This is a genomic window from Kluyvera fluvialis (genome assembly GCF_059725275.1).
In genome coordinates, this window is record NZ_AP046142.1 from 4,004,281 (window position 1) to 4,023,887 (window position 19,607).

The following is a 19,607-nucleotide window of genomic DNA, read 5'->3' on the forward strand; positions in this document are numbered from 1 at the left end:
GCCCGGATTTCCGGGCCGACATAACAGGCTAACAGAGGCCGGATACGCTCAAACGCTATCCGGCTTTTTTATACCGTGAACCCCAGCATCATGCCGGTATCTTCATGTTCCAGCAGGTGGCAGTGCGCCATATAAGCGTACTCTTTTGGCGCCTCATGGTTGAATTTGACCAGCACTTCACTCACCGCGCCTTCGACTCGTACCGTATCTTTCCAACCCGCACGGTGCGCAGCGGGCGCGCTGCCGTTTTCGCGCAGGATGCGGAACTGCGTGCCGTGAATATGGAACGGATGCAGCATCATGTCGCCTTCGCCGGAAATAACCCAGCGCTCAAACTGGCCTTTGGTCGCGGCAAACATCGGCACATCCATATTAAATGGTCGACCATTGATCCGGTTGGCATTGTGGAAATCAAACGGGCCATTGCCGCGATGCATCATATTGCCCATGCCGCCGTGGCCCATGTGCATACCGCCATGCGCCATATTGCCGAGCGCCTGGTCGCCATATTGATGCTTCAGCGCCTGCATCCCTTTCATGTCGAGAATCGGATCCATCGACAGTTGAAGTTTGCGTTCGGTTAGCCCTTCCAGCGATGGCAATGCAGGCAGCGCGACCAGCGAATCCGGCAGCATACCGGAGCCTTGAATCCCCACGGGCTGGACACGCAATACCGCTACGGGCTTATCGAACGGCGCAACCGCCATGCCCATTTGGCTAACTGGCAGCGTCAGCAGATCAAACGGTTTACCGTCACGGGCATCCACCAGCACTTCGAAGCGCTCCCCCGTCAGCATCGGTAATTCGCTCACCTGTACCGGCTCCGCCAACAGGCCACCGTCGCTGGCGACAACATACAGCGGGCGTTTGTCGCTGGCGGCCAGGGTCAGCGAGCGGGCATTACAGCCGTTAAGCAGGCGTAAGCGGAGCCAGCCGCGCGGTGGCGTATGCTGCGGATATGGCACGCCATTCGCCAGCAGCATGTCGCCAAACCAGCCTACGGCGGCACTCATCACATCGAGCTGGTAATCAATCCCCCCGGCGGCGGTAAATTTTTTATCCTGTATAATCAATGGGATATCATCAACCCCCCACTGTTTTGGCAGCCGCAGTTTTTGGCTGTCTTCATCTTCAATCAGCACCAGCCCCGCCAGCCCCATCGCCACCTGATAGCCGGTTTTGCCATGCTGATGCGGGTGGAACCAGCAGGTTGCCGCACGCTGCGTGGGGGTGAAGTTTACCGTGCGGCTCGCGCCAGGTTTGATTATCCCATGTGGCCCGCCGTCGACTTCACCGGGGACTTCCAGACCATGCCAGTGCACGGTGGTTTCTTCTGCCAGCGTATTGTTAATTTTTATCGTTGCGGGCGTCCCTTGTTGCAGGCGAATAGCCGGCCCCAGCAGACCGCCGTTATAACCCCATGTGGTCGCGGTTTTTCCGTTAAACGCGGTCTTTGCCGCCTGCACGGTCAGCAAGATTTGGTTACGCGCATCGGCGGTTAACAATTCGGGGATGGGGAGCATGGGGCGATCGGCGGCAAAAGCCGCGCGGCTCCAGAGAGGCAAGGCGCTCGCGACGCCAACAGCGGCGCTTAATTTGAGAAACTCACGACGATGCATCGTTACATCCTTTTCAGCTACGGGTGATTATTTGAGCTTAACCCTTTCCCTAACGGTAAGGTCAAGCAGAAAGCGGCGAATAATGCTCCCCGTCACTTGGGGAAGTATGTTAACGTGGAATGTCCACGATGTAAGGTAGAAGAAATGAAGACGTTTTTCCGAACTGTGCTGCTTGGGTCGCTATTGGCACTGTCCAGTTCTAGTTACGCATTAAGCGAATCTGAAGCGGAAGATATGGCCGATCTAACGGCAGTATTTGTGTTTCTGAAAAATGATTGCGGTTACCAAAACCTACCGAATACGCAAATTCGTCGCGCACTGGTCTTTTTCGCCCAGCAAAACCAGTGGGATCTCAGCAACTATGACTCATTCAACATGAAAGCGTTGGGTGAAGACAGCTACCGTGACCTTAGCGGCATCGGTATCCCAACGGCGAAAAAGTGCAAAGCGTTAGCGCGTGACTCGTTAAGCCTGTTGGCTTACGTAAAATAACCGCGCTGCACAGCCAACAAGCTCCGCTTACTCTTTTACCGGCAACGTCAGCAACACTGATTTTGCCTGGTTTTCCCCCTGAGTGACCCTCAATACCGCCAGCCCCAGTTGCCGCCCGACCTCTTCGTGATCGACGGTAAAAAGACAGCTCGACGACCCCACTCGTACAGAAAAATCGCTGCTTGCCGTGGCGCACAGCATGTTTTTTTCATTGAGTCCGCACTCGGGTATCGAGGCCAGATAATGGCTCGCCCCCATCAGTAAAAAGTCGTTGATGAAAATAATGAAATCAGGCCGCTCCGGCTGCTGTAGAAATTGTCGCGCCGCCGCTTCACCGGAAGATTCAGCAACGCTGCCAAAGAAAACCAGCCCGTCATGATGGCGAATCCCTTGCGCCGCCAACGCCTGTAAACAACCGATCAAGAACTGGCGGCCATGCATACTGTCCGGACCAAGCGTCGCAATGGCAATACGTTTCGCCCCACGGCGCAGAGCCGCACGCACGCATTGTCGGCCCATCTCTTCATGATGAAAATCGACCCAATTGAATTGCCCGCCCAGCGAGTGGCTTTGCCCCATCGTCACAAAGGGAAACTTTAGTTCATCAAGCAGAAGGATCCGCTCATCATTAATACGCGTGTCAGTCAGAATGATCGCATCAGCACGGTTCTGCTCAACAATTTTATGCAGCAGTTGTCGTTCACTTTCGCGATCGGTAGAAATATGGATAACCGGATCGATGGCACTCTCTTTTAAACTGGCCTGTAGCCCCCTGGCGATAGCCATAAAGAACGAGGCGGTATGGATATTGCCATCATCCGCCGCAGGCAGCAGCAGAGCCACAACCCCCGTTTTGCCACTACGCAAATAGCGGGCGGATGCATTTGGCCGGTAACCCAGTTTATCCGCCGCTTCCAGTACCTTTTTACGGGTATGGTTACTGATATCACTTTTATTATTTAGCGCTTTCGAAACCGTCGCCGTCGAAAGGTTAAGAAACGCCGCCAGCTCTTTTATATTCATATTTATTATGGACTAAATAGCTCTGAACAAGGATATTCCTGCCAATTTAACTGATTAGTTTTTACGTGACAATAAAAAACCATTTCGACACAGTTTTATTGTGTAGCAACGATCACAATTATGCAGGTAAAACCATTGCCACGATTATTTTTCAGATCTAGCATAAAACAATACGAAATCGATTAAGTATTAAAATAAAAACCCTAAAAAATAATCATACAAACAAAGGTACTTATATCATGACATTAGATAGTACGCTTCCTGCTGCGGCCGAAAAACATAAAACGCGCCCCCAGGTCATTTGGATTTGCCTGTTAGCGGCGCTCGCAGGGCTGTTATTTGGCCTGGATATCGGCGTCATTTCTGGCGCGCTACCGTTGATCGCCAAAGAGTATCAACTGCTGGATAGCCAGCAGGAGTGGGTGGTCAGTTCAATGATGGTCGGCGCCGCCGTCGCAACTCTGTGCAGCGGTTTTCTGGCCTATCGCCTGGGCCGTAAATACGCGTTGTTAATCGCCGCAGCCTCCTTTTGCTTAGGGGCGATTATTTGTACCTGCGCAGTCGGCCCTGGGATGCTCATCGTCGGGCGGCTAATTCTCGGCGTCGGTCTGGGGGTCGCCTCTTATGCGACACCACTCTATCTTTCTGAAATAACGCCAAAAAATATTCGTGGCGCAATGATATCCGCCTATCAACTGATGATCGCGCTGGGCATCTTGCTGGTTTTTCTGACCAACACCGCCTTTAGCTACAGCGGCAACTGGCGCGGTATGCTGCTGGTTGTCGCCATCCCTTCGCTGGTCTTTCTGTTCGGGGCACTATTCCTGCCACGCAGCCCGCGCTGGCTCATGATGCATGGCCGTGAAGAGGAGGCGCGTACAGTGTTAATCCGCCTGCGTAATAGCCGTGAAGAGGTGGAGAATGAGCTTAGCGAAATTAAAGAACAGCTCAATGTTAAGCAGCAAGGCTGGAATATATTCAAAGAAAACAGAAACTTTCGCCGCAGTGTGAGCCTGGGTATTGTTTTGCAAATCATGCAGCAGTTTTCTGGCGTGAATGTGATGATGTATTACGCGCCGCGTATATTCCATGAAATAGGCTTCACCTCAACGGCCGAGCAGATGTGGGGCACGGTGATCGTGGGCTTCGTGATGACGCTCGCCACCTTTATCGCCGTCGGCTTCGTCGATCGCTGGGGGCGAAAACCCATGCTGTACGCTGGTTTTATCACGATGGGTTTCGCGATGAGCGTTGTCGGGACGCTGCTGGGCGGCGAGGCGTTATCAGCACTGGAGAAAGGTATCACGGTTGCTATGCTGTTGCTGTTTATCGTCGGCTTCTCCATGTCTGCCGGGCCGCTTATCTGGTTATTGTGCTCTGAAATTCAACCGCTGAAAGGCCGAGAGTTTGGCATCACCTGCTCCACTTTTACCTGTCACATCGCCGGGATGCTGGTCAGCGCCACCTTCCTGTCACTGCTAAATAGTTTAGGCAGCGCCCATACCTTTTATTTATATGCGCTGCTGAATATTGTCGCCCTCGTGATCATCTATCTTTTTGTACCCGAAACAAAAAATATTTCACTGGAACGCATTGAGCAAAACCTGATGGCTGGGAAAAAACTGCGAAACATTGGACAATAATACAAGGATGCGACGAAATGAGTTTTTTTGAATTTAAAGCAGATAACTTTCATATTTCCTTCGCGTTAAACGAAGAACAACAAATTTATATCAATCAGTTTTTACTTACCGGGAACAGTGAGGTACAGGGGGCATTTCCGCTTATTCAGGTGCATGTCAGTGGCCATAATCAAAACGATCACCACGCCCGTAAGCATACCGGTAGCGAGCCAGGTTCTTCTCTGCGCTATCACGCCCATCGCGAAAGCGAAAATGCACAGGGGAAAAAGCTGGAGATCGATCTTCATAGCCCAACGGTTCACGCTCGCTGGCATCTACAGCATTTTCGTGGTCTACAGTCGGCCCGCGTCTGGTGTGATATCCGTAACGCCAGCGCCGATACTATCGGCCTGGAATATGTCAGCTCGCTGGCGTTGTTCGCCATCGACAGTCTGCCCTGGCAAAAAAATAGCGTCCTGCATCTGCCGCATAATAACTGGTACGGCGAAGCACAGTGGCAAAGCGCCACGCCGCCGGAGCTTGGGCTGGATAAAGTCAATGTCTTCTCTCTCAACCGTATCGCTATCGAAAATACGGGAACCTGGTCGAGTATCGGCTATCTTCCCACGGCGGCATTTGAAGATACGGCAGCGGGAACAACGTTGCTCTGGCAAATTGAGCATAACGGCTCATGGCAATGGGAGATCGGCGACTTCCGCGATCGTCTCTATTTACAGGTCAGTGGGCCAACGGAAAACGAAAATCACTGGTGGAAACAACTACTCCCCGGTGAAACTTTTACCTCCGTGCCGGTTGCCGTAAGCCAGGTACACGGCGGGCTGCAAGAGGCGCTACAAGAGATAACGCGCTATCGTCGGCGAATAATGCGCCCTTCCCGGGATAACGTGCAGCTACCGGTAATTTTCAATGATTATATGAACTGCCTGTCAGGTGACCCTACGACCGAAAAACTGCTGCCGTTGATTGATGCTGCCGCAAAGGCTGGCTGCGAATATTTCTGCATCGACTGCGGTTGGTACTCGGACGGTGAATGGTGGGATGGCGTCGGTGAATGGCTGCCTTCATCCGCGCGTTTCCCTGGCGGCATCCACGAGCCGCTTGAGTATATTACCGCCAAAGGGATGAAATCAGGTCTGTGGTTGGAGCTTGAGGTCATGGGCATCGCTTGTCCACTGGCGCAAAAGCTGCCCGATGAGTGCTTTTTCCAGCGTCATGGCAAGCGGGTTATCGACCACCAGCGTTATCAGCTCGATTTCCGCCACCCATTGGTACAAGAACATGCCGACCGGGTCATCACGCGTCTGGTAGAGGATTACGGTGTTAGCTATATCAAAATGGATTACAACATCAATGCGGGCAGCGGCACTGACTACCAGGCCGACAGCAGCGGCGACGGCCTGTTGCAGCATAACCGTGCTTATCTCGCCTGGTTGCAGAAAACAATGCAACGCTACCCGCAACTGGTGATCGAGAACTGCGGCAGCGGTGGTTTACGGATGGATTACGCGATGCTGCAACAGCACAGTATTCAATCCGTTACCGATCAAACCGACTATCGGCTCATGGCGGCTATCGCTGCCGCCGCTGCGTCAGCCGTCACTCCTGAGCAGGCCGCTATCTGGTCTTATCCACTGCGCGAGGGGGATCGAGAAGAAGTAGTGATGAATATGGTTAACAGCCTGCTGCTGCGAGTACATCAGAGTGGTCATCTGGCAGAGTTGAGTGAAGAACGTTTTGCGCTAGTTCAGGAAGGAATTGCGCTGTACAAAACGTTTCGCGAGAAAATTCCGCATCTACAGCCTTTCTGGCCGTTGGGTATGCCCACATTATCCTCACCGTGGTTGGCCTTTGGCCTGCGTAACGAGCATGAGGCATGGCTCGCGGTATGGCGTATGGACAGCGAACAGGAAGCGATGACGGTCTCTCTCGCGCAGCTCGCCACCATCACCTGCGTGTATCCCCAGGCCGAAAAGCCGCGCTGCCAGCCTGTACTTCAGTCGTCAGGCGCCTGCATTTTTCTGGCGAAAAAAATGACCGCAAGTTTATTTCACCTTACCTTTGCCAGCGAATACAGCCAATAACGGGACGACGAAAAAGTGCTCGGCTATCGGGTGCGCGCTGCGCGCACCCGATAGTAATGCGGAGCCGAGTGGCTCCGCGTTGATTAGCGTTGTTGCATAAACTCACGGTACGCTGCGATAACCTGCAAGAAGTCTTCTACGCCGCAGAGCGAGAGGCTCTCTTCATCGTAGTAGTTCATCCCTTCTTCCATTTCATCGCCGGAAAACTCCAGTTGATTAGCGCGAATCATCACTTCTTCGCCATCCAACCATAATGTGTACTCATGCCCGGCGCGCTGCCATGAACGTTCACTGCCTTTTACGGTGCGTGCGGCCTGTTCGACTTCATCCAGTAGCGAGAGGTTGCCTTTGACCTCTTCATTAAACCAGTGACCGACCACTTCGTGGCCCATCGACATACGTACTTTTACCCCTCCGGTAACGTCGCGCAGAAATTCATAATCCATGATCTGTTCCTCTACAAAGGCAATGCGTCACCGCTGCATTGTACCTATCACTAATTATCGCAGCAGAGCGCAATAAAAAAAGCGTGTCGGGTAGAGGTCGTGCAAATAAAAGTGCGTTCAGCGCCTGGCTGCACGCATTATCGTCAACTTTCGCGCAATAGATATGCGCTGATGGCAATCCCCGTTTTTTCGGCCTGATTGACGGGCAAAAAAAAGCCGCTTCACAAGAAGCGGCTTTTCAGTTTGAAGCTGACAACCTTACACGGCAGTCTGGAAAATCACGCCATCGGCTTTCTCGGTGTACTGAGAGAGCTGGTCGAAGTTCAGATAGCGGTAAGTATCAACCGCCGTTTTATCGACCTGGGCGACGAAGGTTTGGTACTCTTCCGGCGTCGGCAGTTTACCAATCAGCGCGGCAACCGCCGCCAGTTCCGCAGAGGCCAGGAACACGTTCGCGCCAGTACCAAGACGGTTCGGGAAGTTACGGGTCGAGGTGGACACCACCGTCGCACCGTCTGCCACGCGCGCCTGGTTACCCATGCACAGTGAACAGCCCGGGATCTCGATACGCGCGCCGCTCTTACCGAACACGCTGTAGTAGCCTTCTTCGGTTAACTGCGCGGCATCCATACGGGTTGGCGGCGCAACCCACAGGCGGGTTGGCAACTGGCCTTTATGGCTATCCAGCAGTTTACCGGCAGCACGGAAGTGGCCGATGTTGGTCATGCAGGAACCGATAAACACTTCATCGATTTTTTCGCCCTGCACGTCAGACAGCAGGCGAGCGTCGTCAGGATCGTTCGGTGCACACAGAATCGGCTCTTTGATATCTGCCAGATCAATGTCGATCACCGCCGCGTACTCTGCGTCAGCGTCAGCTTCCAGCAGTTCCGGTTTCGCCAGCCATTTTTCCATGCCCTGCACGCGACGCTCCAGGGTACGGCGGTCACCGTAGCCTTCGGCGATCATCCACTTCAGCAGCACGATGTTAGACGTCAGGTACTCAATGATAGGTTCCTGATTCAGCTTGATGGTACAACCGGCAGCAGAACGCTCTGCGGAAGCATCGGTCAGCTCGAACGCTTGCTCAACTTTCAAGTCCGGCAGGCCTTCAATTTCCAGGATGCGACCAGAGAAGATGTTTTTCTTCCCTTTCTTCTCAACAGTCAGCAGCCCCTGTTTGATGGCATACAGCGGAATGGCATGAACCAGGTCGCGCAGAGTGATACCCGGCTGCATTTTGCCTTTGAAACGCACCAGCACGGATTCCGGCATGTCCAGCGGCATCACGCCCGTTGCGGCAGCAAACGCCACCAGGCCAGAACCCGCCGGGAAGGAAATACCAATCGGGAAACGGGTATGGGAGTCACCGCCAGTGCCCACGGTATCCGGCAGCAGCATACGGTTCAGCCAGGAGTGGATAACACCATCCCCCGGACGCAGCGAGACGCCGCCACGGTTCATGATGAAGTCTGGCAGCGTATGGTGCGTGTTCACATCAACCGGCTTCGGATACGCCGCAGTGTGGCAGAAGGACTGCATCACCAGATCGGCCGAGAAGCCCAGACAGGCGAGGTCTTTCAGCTCATCACGGGTCATCGGACCGGTGGTGTCCTGAGAACCGACAGACGTCATCTTCGGCTCGCAGTATGCGCCCGGACGAATGCCTTTCACGCCGCACGCACGACCGACCATTTTCTGTGCCAGAGAGAAGCCACGGTTGCTTTCTGCGACATCTTTCGCCTGGCGGAAAACGTCACTGTGCGGCAAGCCCAGAGATTCACGCGCTTTCGCCGTCAGGCCACGACCAATGATCAGTGGAATACGACCACCCGCACGAACTTCATCAATCAGTACGTCGGTTTTCAGTTCAAAGTTTGCCAGCAGTGCGCCCGTTTCGTGGTTACGCACTTCGCCTTTGAATGGATAAACGTCAATCACGTCGCCCATGTTCAGGTCGTTCACGTCCACTTCAATCGGCAGCGCGCCCGCATCTTCCATCGTGTTGAAGAAGATAGGAGCAATTTTGCCGCCGAGGCACAGGCCGCCGCCGCGCTTATTCGGAACATGAGGGATATCATCGCCCATGAACCACAATACGGAGTTAGTGGCGGATTTACGGGAAGAACCCGTACCGACAACGTCACCCACGTAGGCCAGCGGGAAACCTTTCTGTTGCAAGGCTTCAATCTGTTTGATTGGGCCAACAACGCCAGGTTGATCCGGCTCGATCCCTTCACGGGCGTTTTTCAGCATCGCCAGCGCGTGCAGTGGAATATCCGGGCGAGACCATGCATCCGGAGCCGGAGAAAGGTCATCGGTGTTGGTTTCACCGGTCACTTTGAACACGGTAACGGTCATTTTTTCTGCCAGCGCCGGGCGGTTCAGGAACCATTCGGCGTCAGCCCAGGACTGAATAACCTGTTTCGCGTAGGTATTGCCCGCTTTCGCTTTCTCTTCTACGTCGTAGAAGTTGTCGAACATCAGCAAAGTGTGGGACAGCGCTTTGGCGGCAATCGGTGCCAGTTTGGCATCGTCGAGCGCGTCAATCAGCGGATGGATGTTGTAACCACCCTGCATAGTGCCCAGCAGTTCGATGGCTTTTTCTGGTGTAATCAGTGGGGAAGTGGCTTCGCTTTTTGCGATAGCGGCGAGGAAACCCGCTTTAACATAGGCAGCTTCATCAACGCCCGGCGGTACTCGATTAGTTAACAGGTCTAACAGGAATTCTTCTTCGCCAGCAGGCGGATTTTTCAGCAGCTCAACCAGCGCGGCCATTTGGGTTGCATCTAAGGGTTTGGCTACAATCCCTTCAGCGGCACGCTCAGCTACGTGCTCACGGTATTCTTTTAGCACGACGGTATCTCCTCGCTCTCATTGTCATATGCGGTCGGCTCTTCTTCACGCTCCTGTGAGACAGCAGTTTGTAGGGTAAACGCCGAGTACCGCAACGGGCAGAATAGCAGGATTTTATCGAGGTGTTAATCCGTTTACAAAAAAGCAACATTAAATATTTGCTGAATCGTTAATGTTGATATAAGAGATTAAAAAAACCCTTTTTGGGATAGGAAAAAACCACTCATTGAACGGGGATTAACCCATCTGGCAATGAGAAGGCGACACTTAACCCGCATCAAATTCCCCCGCTAACACCTCAAATCCCTGCTTTAATCAAAAAACAAACAACAGGCTCATTATACTCGCGGCATATCCGACCCACTGATACGGAATGTGTCGTTCCCTGGAGAACCTCCATGAATTTGCCCTTCAAGCCCCACTATATTGCATTGATATGCAGCGCCGGGCTGCTGGCAGCCGCAGGTACGCTGTTTGTCAAAAGCCGCGAGCCTGCGCCACCGGAGGCGCCACCAGCCGCCGCCGTGGCAGCACCAGTGCAAACTGCCGCACCGGCAACCTACACCGTCGCGCAAATCACGCAATGGGTCGCGCCTGTCGCACTCTACCCTGATCCGCTGCTGTCGCAGGTGCTGATGGCATCAACCTATCCCGAGAATGTTATCCAGGCGGTACAGTGGTCGAAGGATCATCCCGGCCAACAGGGCGACGCGGCGGTGAAAGCAGTGGCCAGCCAGCCGTGGGATGTCAGCGTTAAATCGCTGGTAGCCTTCCCGCAGCTCACCGCCATGATGGCGGAAGATCCGCAGTGGGTGGAAAATCTGGGCAATGCGTTTCTGGCACAGCCGCAGGATGTGATGGATGCGGTGCAAAAACTTCGCCAGTTGGCGCAGCAGACCGGCTCACTGAAATCCACGCCTCAGCAGACCGTGACCACCACTAAACGCACGGTGTCTGCGTCATCATCACACAGCACAAACAGCACCCCAACGGTGATTAAAATCGAGTCGAGCGACCCGCAAATCGTCTACGTGCCGAACTACAACCCAACGGTCGTCTACGGCAGCAGTTGGCCTTATACCTCCGCACCGCCGGTATATCTGCCGCCGCCTCCGGGGGAACAGTTCGCCGAGAGCTTTGTTAAAGGCTTCGGCTATAGTCTGGGCGTCGCCACCACCTACGCTATTTTCAGCAACATCGACTGGGACGATGACGATCATCACCATCACGATGATGACGACCACCACCACGGCGGCGGCGATTATCAGCACAATGGCGATAACATCAATATTAACGTCAACAATTTCAACAAGATCAGTGGGCAAAATATTCATGGCGAAACGATGGGCTGGCAACATAACCCCATCTATCGCGATAACGTGCCTTATCAGAACAAGGCAGTATCACCACGTTTTCATCAAACCGACGTCAGCGGTGGGTTAAGTTCAACCGAACGCACGCCCGCGACAGCGGCGACACGAGACAGCCAACGGCAGGCCGCAATGGCACAATTAAAGCAGCACAACCAGACGCCTGCGGGCAACCTGTCAGGGGAAACATCGCGTGATAGTCAGCGTAACGCCGCCTCCCGGCAATTGAATCACATTGCCCAGCGCAATAATTATCGTGGCTATGACGAAACACAAAACAACAGCCGTCGCGAGGCACTTAAGCAATCGACCACGCCGCAACAGCGCAGCGAGCTGAAGTCAAAGGCCCAGCAGCATCCGGTTTCGCAACCTCAGAGGGAAAACATTCGCCAGCACGTTGGAGCTACCCAGCCAGCCTCTCGCCAGAATACGCATTCCAACGTCTTTAGCGGTAATGATAGCCGCTCGCCGTCATGGCAATCTCAGCAGCGGCGCGGGCAGGAAAGCCGCCGTTCCAGCAATATCGACAGCAGGCAGCGCGCGGCTGCGCGTGAAAATATTTCTGAGCACCGCGAACTTCGCCATCGTTAACTGGAGCTTCTGATGAAAAAAATTCTGTTAAGCGCCCTGTTGTTGTCATTGCCATTAATCAGCCATGCTCAACAGGTATTTACGTCACCCGAAGCGGCAGCCGATGCGTTTGCCAGCGCAGTGGCGCAGCACAATGATAAGCAGCTCACGGCGCTTCTGGGCGATAACTGGCGGCAATTTCTGCCGCCGGAAGGCGCCGATCCCGAGGCGGTGGCACGTTTTAACCGCGACTGGAAAGTGAGCCACCATATTGTGCAGAAGGATAATCTGGCGCATCTGAACGTCGGGCAAGAGGCGTGGCAACTTCCTATTCCTCTGGTGAAAACGGGTCAGGGCTGGCATTTTGATATGCCCGCCGCCCAGGAGGAGATCCTCACGCGAACCATCGGTCGTAATGAACTTTCGGCTATTGGCGCACTGCACGCCTACGTCGATGCCCAGGAGCGCTATTACGCGCTGAATCAATCGTATGCGCAAAAAATTGTCAGTAGCGAAGGGAAAAAAGATGGTCTTTACTGGCCAGTCTCACCGGGCGAAGAGCCTAGCCCTCTGGGGCCAGCCTTCAGCCCGCAAGAGCCTGGAGCAGGATATCACGGCTATCGTTTTCGTATTATTCCCGACCACAACAGCGGTTTTGCGATGGTGGCCTGGCCTGTCGAGTACGGCCAAACGGGCGTGATGAGCTTTATGATTAGCGGCGATGATAGCGTTTATCAGGCCGATCTTGGCGAAGCATCACCACAGAAAGCGCAGGCGCTAAACGCTTACGCCCCGGATAGCAACTGGCATCCCGTCAACCCATAATACAAAAGGCCGCTCAACAGAGCGGCCTTTAAATTGCGCGGGTAAAGTGAACCGCAGCGCCAATCAGATTCGCGTCATTGCGGTACTGACACGCCACCACGCGCGGCAGAAATTCAGATAGCCCTTTCTCAGCGACACTCTCACGTAACTGTTGCTGAATACCGGCAATAACCGCATCGTTAGACGAAATACCGCCGCCGATAATAATGCAATCGGGATCGTAGCAAACCTGTAAATTGAGCAACCCAGTCGCCATCCAGTGATAAAATGACGCCACCTCCTCCTGCGCCAAAATATCGCCCTCCTCCGCCAGGCGGAAAATATCACTACCGTTTAGCGAGTCAGCAATCAGCGCCTTACGTTCGCAATAACGTCTCGCCATCGCTACCGCCGTACCCAATTCGCTAAACGTCTTGCCATCGTGCAATGTCATCAGACCAAACTCACCGGCATATTTGTGCGCCCCTCGATGCAGGGTTTTATTACGCACCACCGCCCCACCGACGCCAGAGCCGACAATCACAAATAGCACCGTTTCATCCCGCTGCCCTGCCCCTATGGCGGCCTCTGCAATAGCGGCGGCATTCGCGTCATTCTCAATACAGACCGGCAGTTTAAACAGTGCGCGAAGCTCATCCACGATGCAAAAGTGATGAATATAAGGAATTGCACTTAACCCGCCAATCACGCCCCTTTCAGGATCGACATTCCCCGGCGCGCTTATCGACACCCCTTCAAGCGTAAAATCCTGCCGGTACTGGTGGTAAATCGCCATCATCGCCGCCTGCATTGCCGGCCAATCGGCGGGGGTTTTAAACGCAGATTTTTGCACCAGCGAGCCGTTGTCCCAGACGCCATATTTTACCGATGAGCCACCCCAGTCAAAAAGTAAGATCGCCATTCGCATCCTCCATAATTATATTTAAACAACAAACCATAAATAACAATTATATATAACGTATTGCACATCTGTTTATTTACGACAAGAAAAACAAAAGCTCAATGTAAAAATCAACTTAACCATTAAACCAGGATTAAAGTCACAAAAGACATATCCTTTATTAAAATTGGTATTTACATGAAAAAAACGAAGCGTATGTTAGCTGACACTACGCGTATCAATTATTCAACAAGATTTCCATGGAATATTATCCGATTAGATTTATGGAGCCTTAAATATGAATATTTCACTTTTTTGTAACTCAGGTATGTCCACCAGCATGATGGCCAAAAAATTAAAAGCGGCGTATGCCGCAGCAGGAATAGAACATACCGTTGAAGCGTATGATTATTCCAGCTTGCCTGATGTCGCCCCAGACTCACAGATCATTATCCTCGGGCCGCAAATTGCCTGGGCGCAGGAAGATATCAAACGAGATTACCCGGAAAAATTAACCTTAACGCTGGGTATCCAGGAGTTTGGCAGCATGGATGGCGAGCGGCTTAAACAGCGAATCGATGCGCTACTGAAAGACTAATTTTATTGTCATTACAGGGATGGGGTTGCACCAATGTCAACAACTGCTCTTCAGATGGCGCTCACCAAAGGCATCAGCAAAATTGCGGGAAACCGCTTACTACTGACGCTGCGTGACACCTTTATTATGTCAGGCGTTCCATTAATGATTGCCGGTATCGCTATTATGATAAGCTCCGTTTTTCTCGATCCGGCGGGTATTATTTTTGGCCCATCCGGGCTGGGGCTTGGAGAACTGTTTTACAGCAGTAGCGAGGCATGGAAAACCTCTGCAATGGCGGCGAGACTGGTGCTGCTACAGCATTACTGTAATTACTTTATCAATGGCACGATGGCGATAAACGCCCTGCTGATTATTGTCGGTTTCACATTCTTCGGCACACGGCGCTTTTTCCCGAAAAATAAAGAGCCAATTGTGGTGGTCTTTTACTCGCTGGCGGCGTTCTTTATTTGTCTGCCGTGGGAATTTACCACTAACGATATCAATCAGCAGGTCGTCACGCTAAGCGGCATCGTTAACACTCGTTTTATCGGTCAGGAAGGGATTTTTACCGGCCTGTTAGTTTCTGGCCTAACCATCTGGCTATTTAATCGTATGGTGGAGCTGAATTTCACCATCAAAATGCCGGACAGCGTCCCGCCCGCCGTGGCGCGTAGTTTTGAGTCGCTGATCCCCGGTAGCTTCACCCTGCTGGTGTTTGTCATCCTGGCGGCGATACTCCACGCCTGCTTTAGCTCCTCTGTGCCGGAAGTTCTGCTCTCGATGCTGCAAAAACCCGCGCTGGCAGCCGCGTCAACGCCCTTCTTTGCGGTTGTCGCCATCGTCACCACTGGCCTGCTGCAATGGTTCGGCATCCACGCCACCTCCGTCTGGGGGCCAATATTCGGGCTGACGTGGGGCATTAACGATAACGAAAATATTATGGGCGTGGCGCATCATCTGTATTCTACGCTCTTCTTCAATTTCTCGGCAGTTTCCTCCGGTGGGATGACCGTCGCACCGATTATTGCCGTCTGGCTTTTTTCACGTCTGGCGGAAAACCGTAATACGGCGAAGATCGCCTTTGCACCGGCTATTTTTAATATTAGTGAACCGATTAATTTCGGCCTGCCCATTATTCTCAACCCGGTGATGTTTATTCCTTATATGTTGAGCTGGATCATTCCATTTTTCGGCGCGGTGATGCTCACCAATATGGGAATGTTGCCCATCATCACTAATAACGTTCCGTGGACCGTTCCGCCCATTATCTCAGGCATTCTGTTTACCGGACAAATATCCGGCGGCATTTATCAGCTACTGGTTATTGTAGTCATGACTGCTGTGTATATGCCGTTTATCCGAATAGCCAACTCAATCAATGAAAGCCGTCTGAATGCGGAGAACCGATAAGCATGGAAGAACATATTCTCAATAAAGCCGTTAATGGCTGGGATTACCAAAAAAGCGATCGCCTCTTTTATCATGAGGGCTATCATTACGACTATGTCACCGAGGTGACGGGGATTAATCAAAAAGAGGACGGCGTTGAGATTCTGGTGACGCTAACCAGCGGCAAAGCGGCTTGCCTGACACTGGCGGTAGTGGAAACAAACAACCTCTATTTTACCTTCAGCCCGCTGCCGGTTAACCATGAAATGCCCGCGTTTTATCTGCCGGTAACGGATTTACCGCGCCGTCCGTTGGCCGTCAGCGCCGGTAGCAACAGCACCGTTCTGCGCGACGGCGAACTCAGCGTGGCGCTCACCCACTCCCCTTTTGCACTCCAGGTCGGCCGTGGCACGCAGCGTTTTACGTTATCCAGTAAAAAAGTGTCGCGTCAGCCCGTGACTCCAGGCCTCGGCATCCGCATTGATGAGCTGGGCCAGACGGAGACATTTCTCTCATGGGAAATGAAAAACGGTCAGCATTTTTATGGCCTCGGCGAAAAATTCGGTAACGTCGAAAAATCACAGACCCGCATCACCAGCTACGTGATGGACGCCTGCGCCACTAACTCAACGGATCTCAGTTATAAAGCCCATCCCGTGCTGCTCAGCGATGCCGGATATGGTGTGCTGATGGCAACCGCCAGAAGAACGCACTGGGAAGTGGGCCATTTCTGTTTTGAGTCTGCCAGCGTGCTGTGCGAAAGCGGCTTACTGCGCGGCTATCTTTTCTTCGCCGACTCGCTGAAAGCGTTAGTCAGCATCCAGGCGCAAATGCAGGGAACACCGGCGCTCCCCGCCCCCTGGACGCTGGGCGTCTGGTACAGCCGCTGCGCTTATCAAAACGCGAAAGAGGTGCTGGACATTAAGCGCCAGCTTGAAGCGCACCGCCTCCCCTACGATGTACTTCACCTGGATGTGAACTGGGGCAAACATTACTGGTATAAGGATTTTTGGGTCGATTGCTGCGACTTTGAATGGGGCGATGCCAATTTCCCCGAGCCGGAAGCGTTCTTTGCCGCGCTGGAAAAAGAGAACGTGGCCTGCTCGGTATGGATCAATCCTTATCTTCCACCAGACACCGATATTTACCGCGAGGCGCTGGAAAAGGACTACCTGGTCAAAACCCAGGACGGCGGCATCGCCCATATTTACCGGCGCAATGTCAGCGAAATCGGCATTCCCGACCTCACCAACCCGCAGGCTTACGCGTGGTGGAAAGGTTATCTTAAAATACTGCTTGGCCGTGGCCTGAAAGCCTTAAAACCGGATTATGCCGACCGCATTCCTGCGGATGCGCGGTTTTATAACGGCTACAGCGGCAAAGATATGCATAACGCCTATATCTGGCTGTACGCCAAAGTTTGCTATGAGGCGACGCAGGAGGTTCACGGCACGGCGCTGGTGTGGAAAAGACCGGGATTTTTGGGCTGCGGACGCTTCGCCGGGACGTGGTCCGGGGACGTCGAATCCACCTTCGAGGGGCTAAAGCATACCCTACGCGGCGGGCTGAGCGTCGGTTTTAGCGGCGAATGCTACTGGAGCAGCGATATCGCCGGTTTTAAAGGACAGGATGTTGACCCGGAACTTTATATCCGCTGGTCACAGGTGGGATTGCTCTGCTCTCTGGCGCGCTATCATGGGGTTAGCCCACGCGAACCGTGGTATTTCGGCGAGCAGGCGGTGGAGATTGTCAGACGCTACAGCCAGCTTCGCTATCAGTGGCTGCCGCAGTTACTCGCGCTCGGCTGCGAAGCCGAAGATTCGGGCCTGCCGCTGATGCGCCATCTGGCGCTGGTGTTTGAAGGCGATCCCTTTGTCCACGCCATTGACGATCAATTCATGCTCGGCGAGAGCATCATGATTGTTCCCGTTCTGGAACCAGAGCAGCAGCAGCGAAGCATCTATCTGCCTGCGGGGCGCTGGTATTCACTGCATGACAGAAACTGGCATGAAGGTCAGCGTGTTATCACTGTCGATATCACCCTTGATGATATTCCTCTCTTTATTCGTGAAGGGGCGATGATTCCCACTTTCGCCCAGGCAATTAGTCATCTGAAATCCTTTAACCATGTGCCGGTGATATTGCAGGGCTACGGCGATATCACTCAAAACAGCGGCGTTCTCGTCGATGAAAATCGCCATCGCTATCACTGGGCCATTGAAAATGGCGTGGTTCACAGCGACTACCCCGGCACCGTGGCATTTACCCATATCGTCTAATTTCTGGCAGGGCTGAAAATGAAACTGATATTTCCTGATAAATTTATGTGGGGTAGCGCCGCTTCCGCGACCCAAACCGAAGGGGCTAGCCAGCAGTTCGGTAAAGGCAAGAACGTTTGGGATCGCTGGTTTGAACTGGAGCCAGAGCGATTTCACCGCCGCGTCGGGCCGCAGGATACCTCGCAGTTCTATAAGAATATGCACGAGGATATCGCTTACTTAACGGCAACCGGACATAACTCATTTCGTACCTCAATTAGCTGGTCGCGCCTGTATCCCTTAGGCACTGGTGAGATAAATCCCCAGGCGGTCGATTTTTATAATGAAATGATTGATGAGTTAATTCGCAACGGCATTACGCCGATAATTAACCTCTTCCATTTTGATATGCCGATAGCGATGCAGGAGATCGGCGGATTTGAAAATGAACAAGTGGCGCATCATTTTGCCGATTATGCCGCAAGCTGTTTCCGTCTATTTGGCGACAGAGTTAAATACTGGTTCACCTTCAACGAGCCGATTGTCCACGTAGAAGGCGGCTATTTATACAATTTCCATTATCCTAACCGGATGGACCCGGAGGCGGCAGTACAGGTCGCCTTTAATACCTTATATGCCAGCGCACTGGCTATTGCACAGTACCGTGAACAGCAGCAGGACGGGAAAATAGGGATCGCTTTAAATCTGACGCCGTCTTACCCACGCAGCCAGCATCCGGCCGATCTGCGCGCGGCGGAAATTGCCGATCTATTTTGCAACCGCTCGTTCCTCGATCCGGCAGTCAAAGGCGAGTTCCCCAGCGAACTGGTGGCACTGCTGAAAAAACATCAGCTACTGGGGCAAATGCCCCCGCATGCTTGCGAGGTGATCCGCCGCCATACCGTCGATTTTTTAGGGGTGAATTACTACCATCCTCGTCGGGTATGCGCCCGCAGTTCTCTGCCTAATCCAGAAGCGCCGTTTACGCCTGAATACTATTTTGATAACTACACCATGCCTGGCAGCCGAATTAACGAGGATAAGAACTGGGAAATATACGAGAAAGGGCTTTACGATATCGCGCTTAATATCCGCGATAATTACGGCAATATTCCCTGGATGGTATCTGAGAATGGCTTTGGCGTGAAAGATGAGCGCAAGCGTATCGTGAATGGCGAGCTGAACGATGATTACCGCATTCAGTTCTATCGCGATCACCTGCTCTGGCTGCATAAAGGGATTCAGGAAGGGAGCCAGTGCTTTGGTTATCATGTCTGGACGTTTATTGATAACTGGTCGTGGTCTAACGCTTACCGGAATCGCTATGGGCTGGTTTCGCTCGATCTCTCCACAGGCAATAAGCTGATTAAAAAAAGCGGTTACTGGTTTAAAGCGTTACACGACGCCAATGGCTTTGACCACTAAGCGCCTTGCCGGATGGCGCTACGCTTATCCGGCCTACGTTATATTTTGTCGGCCCGATAAGGTGTAAGCCGCCATCAGGCATTGCTGTGACATTGCCGGATGGCGCTGCGCTTATCCGGCCTACGTTATATTTTGTCGGCCTGATAAGGC

General features: G+C 52.9%; 14 protein-coding genes. 9 read left to right on the forward strand and 5 right to left on the reverse strand.

Annotation, left to right across the window (positions count from 1 at the left end; all coding sequences use genetic code 11):
* Window positions 1–68 precede the first annotated feature (68 nt).
* The gene (cueO, locus tag AC6I4B_RS19030) at window positions 69–1,619 is read right to left on the reverse strand and encodes a multicopper oxidase CueO (RefSeq protein ID WP_497767389.1); all 1,551 of its coding nucleotides are present in this window, start codon (window positions 1,617–1,619) and stop codon (window positions 69–71) included.
* Between the two features lie 144 nt (window positions 1,620–1,763).
* Here cueO and AC6I4B_RS19035 point away from each other — a divergent pair, with 144 nt between their 5' ends.
* Window positions 1,764–2,111 carry a YacC family pilotin-like protein gene (locus tag AC6I4B_RS19035; RefSeq protein ID WP_497767391.1) on the forward strand — a complete coding sequence of 116 codons (348 nt, stop codon included), beginning with the start codon at window positions 1,764–1,766 and terminating at the stop codon, window positions 2,109–2,111.
* 27 nt (window positions 2,112–2,138) lie between these two features.
* On the opposite strand, the gene AC6I4B_RS19040 is transcribed toward AC6I4B_RS19035, so the two are convergent.
* Window positions 2,139–3,134 carry a LacI family DNA-binding transcriptional regulator gene (locus tag AC6I4B_RS19040; protein WP_497767392.1) on the reverse strand — a complete coding sequence of 332 codons (996 nt, stop codon included), beginning with the start codon at window positions 3,132–3,134 and terminating at the stop codon, window positions 2,139–2,141.
* A gap of 239 nt (window positions 3,135–3,373) precedes the next feature.
* On the opposite strand from AC6I4B_RS19040, the gene AC6I4B_RS19045 reads away from it, so the two are divergent.
* Both AC6I4B_RS19045 and AC6I4B_RS19050 read left to right on the forward strand, forming a co-directional pair.
* A complete protein-coding gene (locus AC6I4B_RS19045; RefSeq protein ID WP_497767394.1) occupies window positions 3,374–4,777 on the forward strand; it encodes a sugar porter family MFS transporter in 1,404 nt (467 codons plus the stop codon).
* 17 nt (window positions 4,778–4,794) lie between these two features.
* Window positions 4,795–6,858, forward strand: a complete 2,064-nt coding sequence (locus AC6I4B_RS19050; protein ID WP_497767396.1) for a glycoside hydrolase family 36 protein — start codon at window positions 4,795–4,797, stop codon at window positions 6,856–6,858.
* Window positions 6,859–6,941: 83 nt separating this feature from the next.
* Here the strand turns inward: AC6I4B_RS19050 and yacL are convergent, their stop codons facing one another.
* Complete coding sequence (gene yacL, locus AC6I4B_RS19055) at window positions 6,942–7,304, reverse strand: protein YacL (protein WP_497767397.1); 363 nt, start codon at window positions 7,302–7,304, stop codon at window positions 6,942–6,944.
* Window positions 7,305–7,562: 258 nt separating this feature from the next.
* Window positions 7,563–10,160: a bifunctional aconitate hydratase 2/2-methylisocitrate dehydratase gene (gene acnB / locus AC6I4B_RS19060; protein ID WP_497767399.1), complete on the reverse strand. Its 2,598-nt coding sequence runs from the start codon at window positions 10,158–10,160 to the stop codon at window positions 7,563–7,565.
* A gap of 398 nt (window positions 10,161–10,558) precedes the next feature.
* On the opposite strand from acnB, the gene AC6I4B_RS19065 reads away from it, so the two are divergent.
* The gene (locus tag AC6I4B_RS19065) at window positions 10,559–12,121 is read left to right on the forward strand and encodes a DUF3300 domain-containing protein (RefSeq protein WP_497767400.1); all 1,563 of its coding nucleotides are present in this window, start codon (window positions 10,559–10,561) and stop codon (window positions 12,119–12,121) included.
* A gap of 12 nt (window positions 12,122–12,133) precedes the next feature.
* On the forward strand, window positions 12,134–12,925 hold the full coding sequence (locus AC6I4B_RS19070) for a DUF2950 family protein (RefSeq protein ID WP_497767402.1): 792 nt from the start codon (window positions 12,134–12,136) through the stop codon (window positions 12,923–12,925).
* 28 nt (window positions 12,926–12,953) lie between these two features.
* Here the strand turns inward: AC6I4B_RS19070 and AC6I4B_RS19075 are convergent, their stop codons facing one another.
* The gene (locus AC6I4B_RS19075) at window positions 12,954–13,826 is read right to left on the reverse strand and encodes an ROK family protein (protein ID WP_497767403.1); all 873 of its coding nucleotides are present in this window, start codon (window positions 13,824–13,826) and stop codon (window positions 12,954–12,956) included.
* 277 nt (window positions 13,827–14,103) lie between these two features.
* Here AC6I4B_RS19075 and AC6I4B_RS19080 point away from each other — a divergent pair, with 277 nt between their 5' ends.
* Genes AC6I4B_RS19080 through AC6I4B_RS19095 form a run of 4 tightly spaced genes read left to right on the forward strand, consistent with a single transcriptional unit; the run spans window position 14,104 to window position 19,457 of the window.
* Entirely contained in the window at window positions 14,104–14,403 is a 300-nt protein-coding gene (locus tag AC6I4B_RS19080; protein ID WP_497767405.1) for a PTS sugar transporter subunit IIB, read from the forward strand.
* Window positions 14,404–14,436: 33 nt separating this feature from the next.
* Complete coding sequence (locus tag AC6I4B_RS19085) at window positions 14,437–15,795, forward strand: PTS transporter subunit EIIC (RefSeq protein WP_497767406.1); 1,359 nt, start codon at window positions 14,437–14,439, stop codon at window positions 15,793–15,795.
* Between the two features lie 2 nt (window positions 15,796–15,797).
* The gene (locus AC6I4B_RS19090) at window positions 15,798–18,053 is read left to right on the forward strand and encodes a glycoside hydrolase family 31 protein (protein ID WP_497767408.1); all 2,256 of its coding nucleotides are present in this window, start codon (window positions 15,798–15,800) and stop codon (window positions 18,051–18,053) included.
* A gap of 18 nt (window positions 18,054–18,071) precedes the next feature.
* On the forward strand, window positions 18,072–19,457 hold the full coding sequence (locus tag AC6I4B_RS19095; protein ID WP_497767410.1) for a glycoside hydrolase family 1 protein: 1,386 nt from the start codon (window positions 18,072–18,074) through the stop codon (window positions 19,455–19,457).
* Window positions 19,458–19,607: the final 150 nt, after the last annotated feature.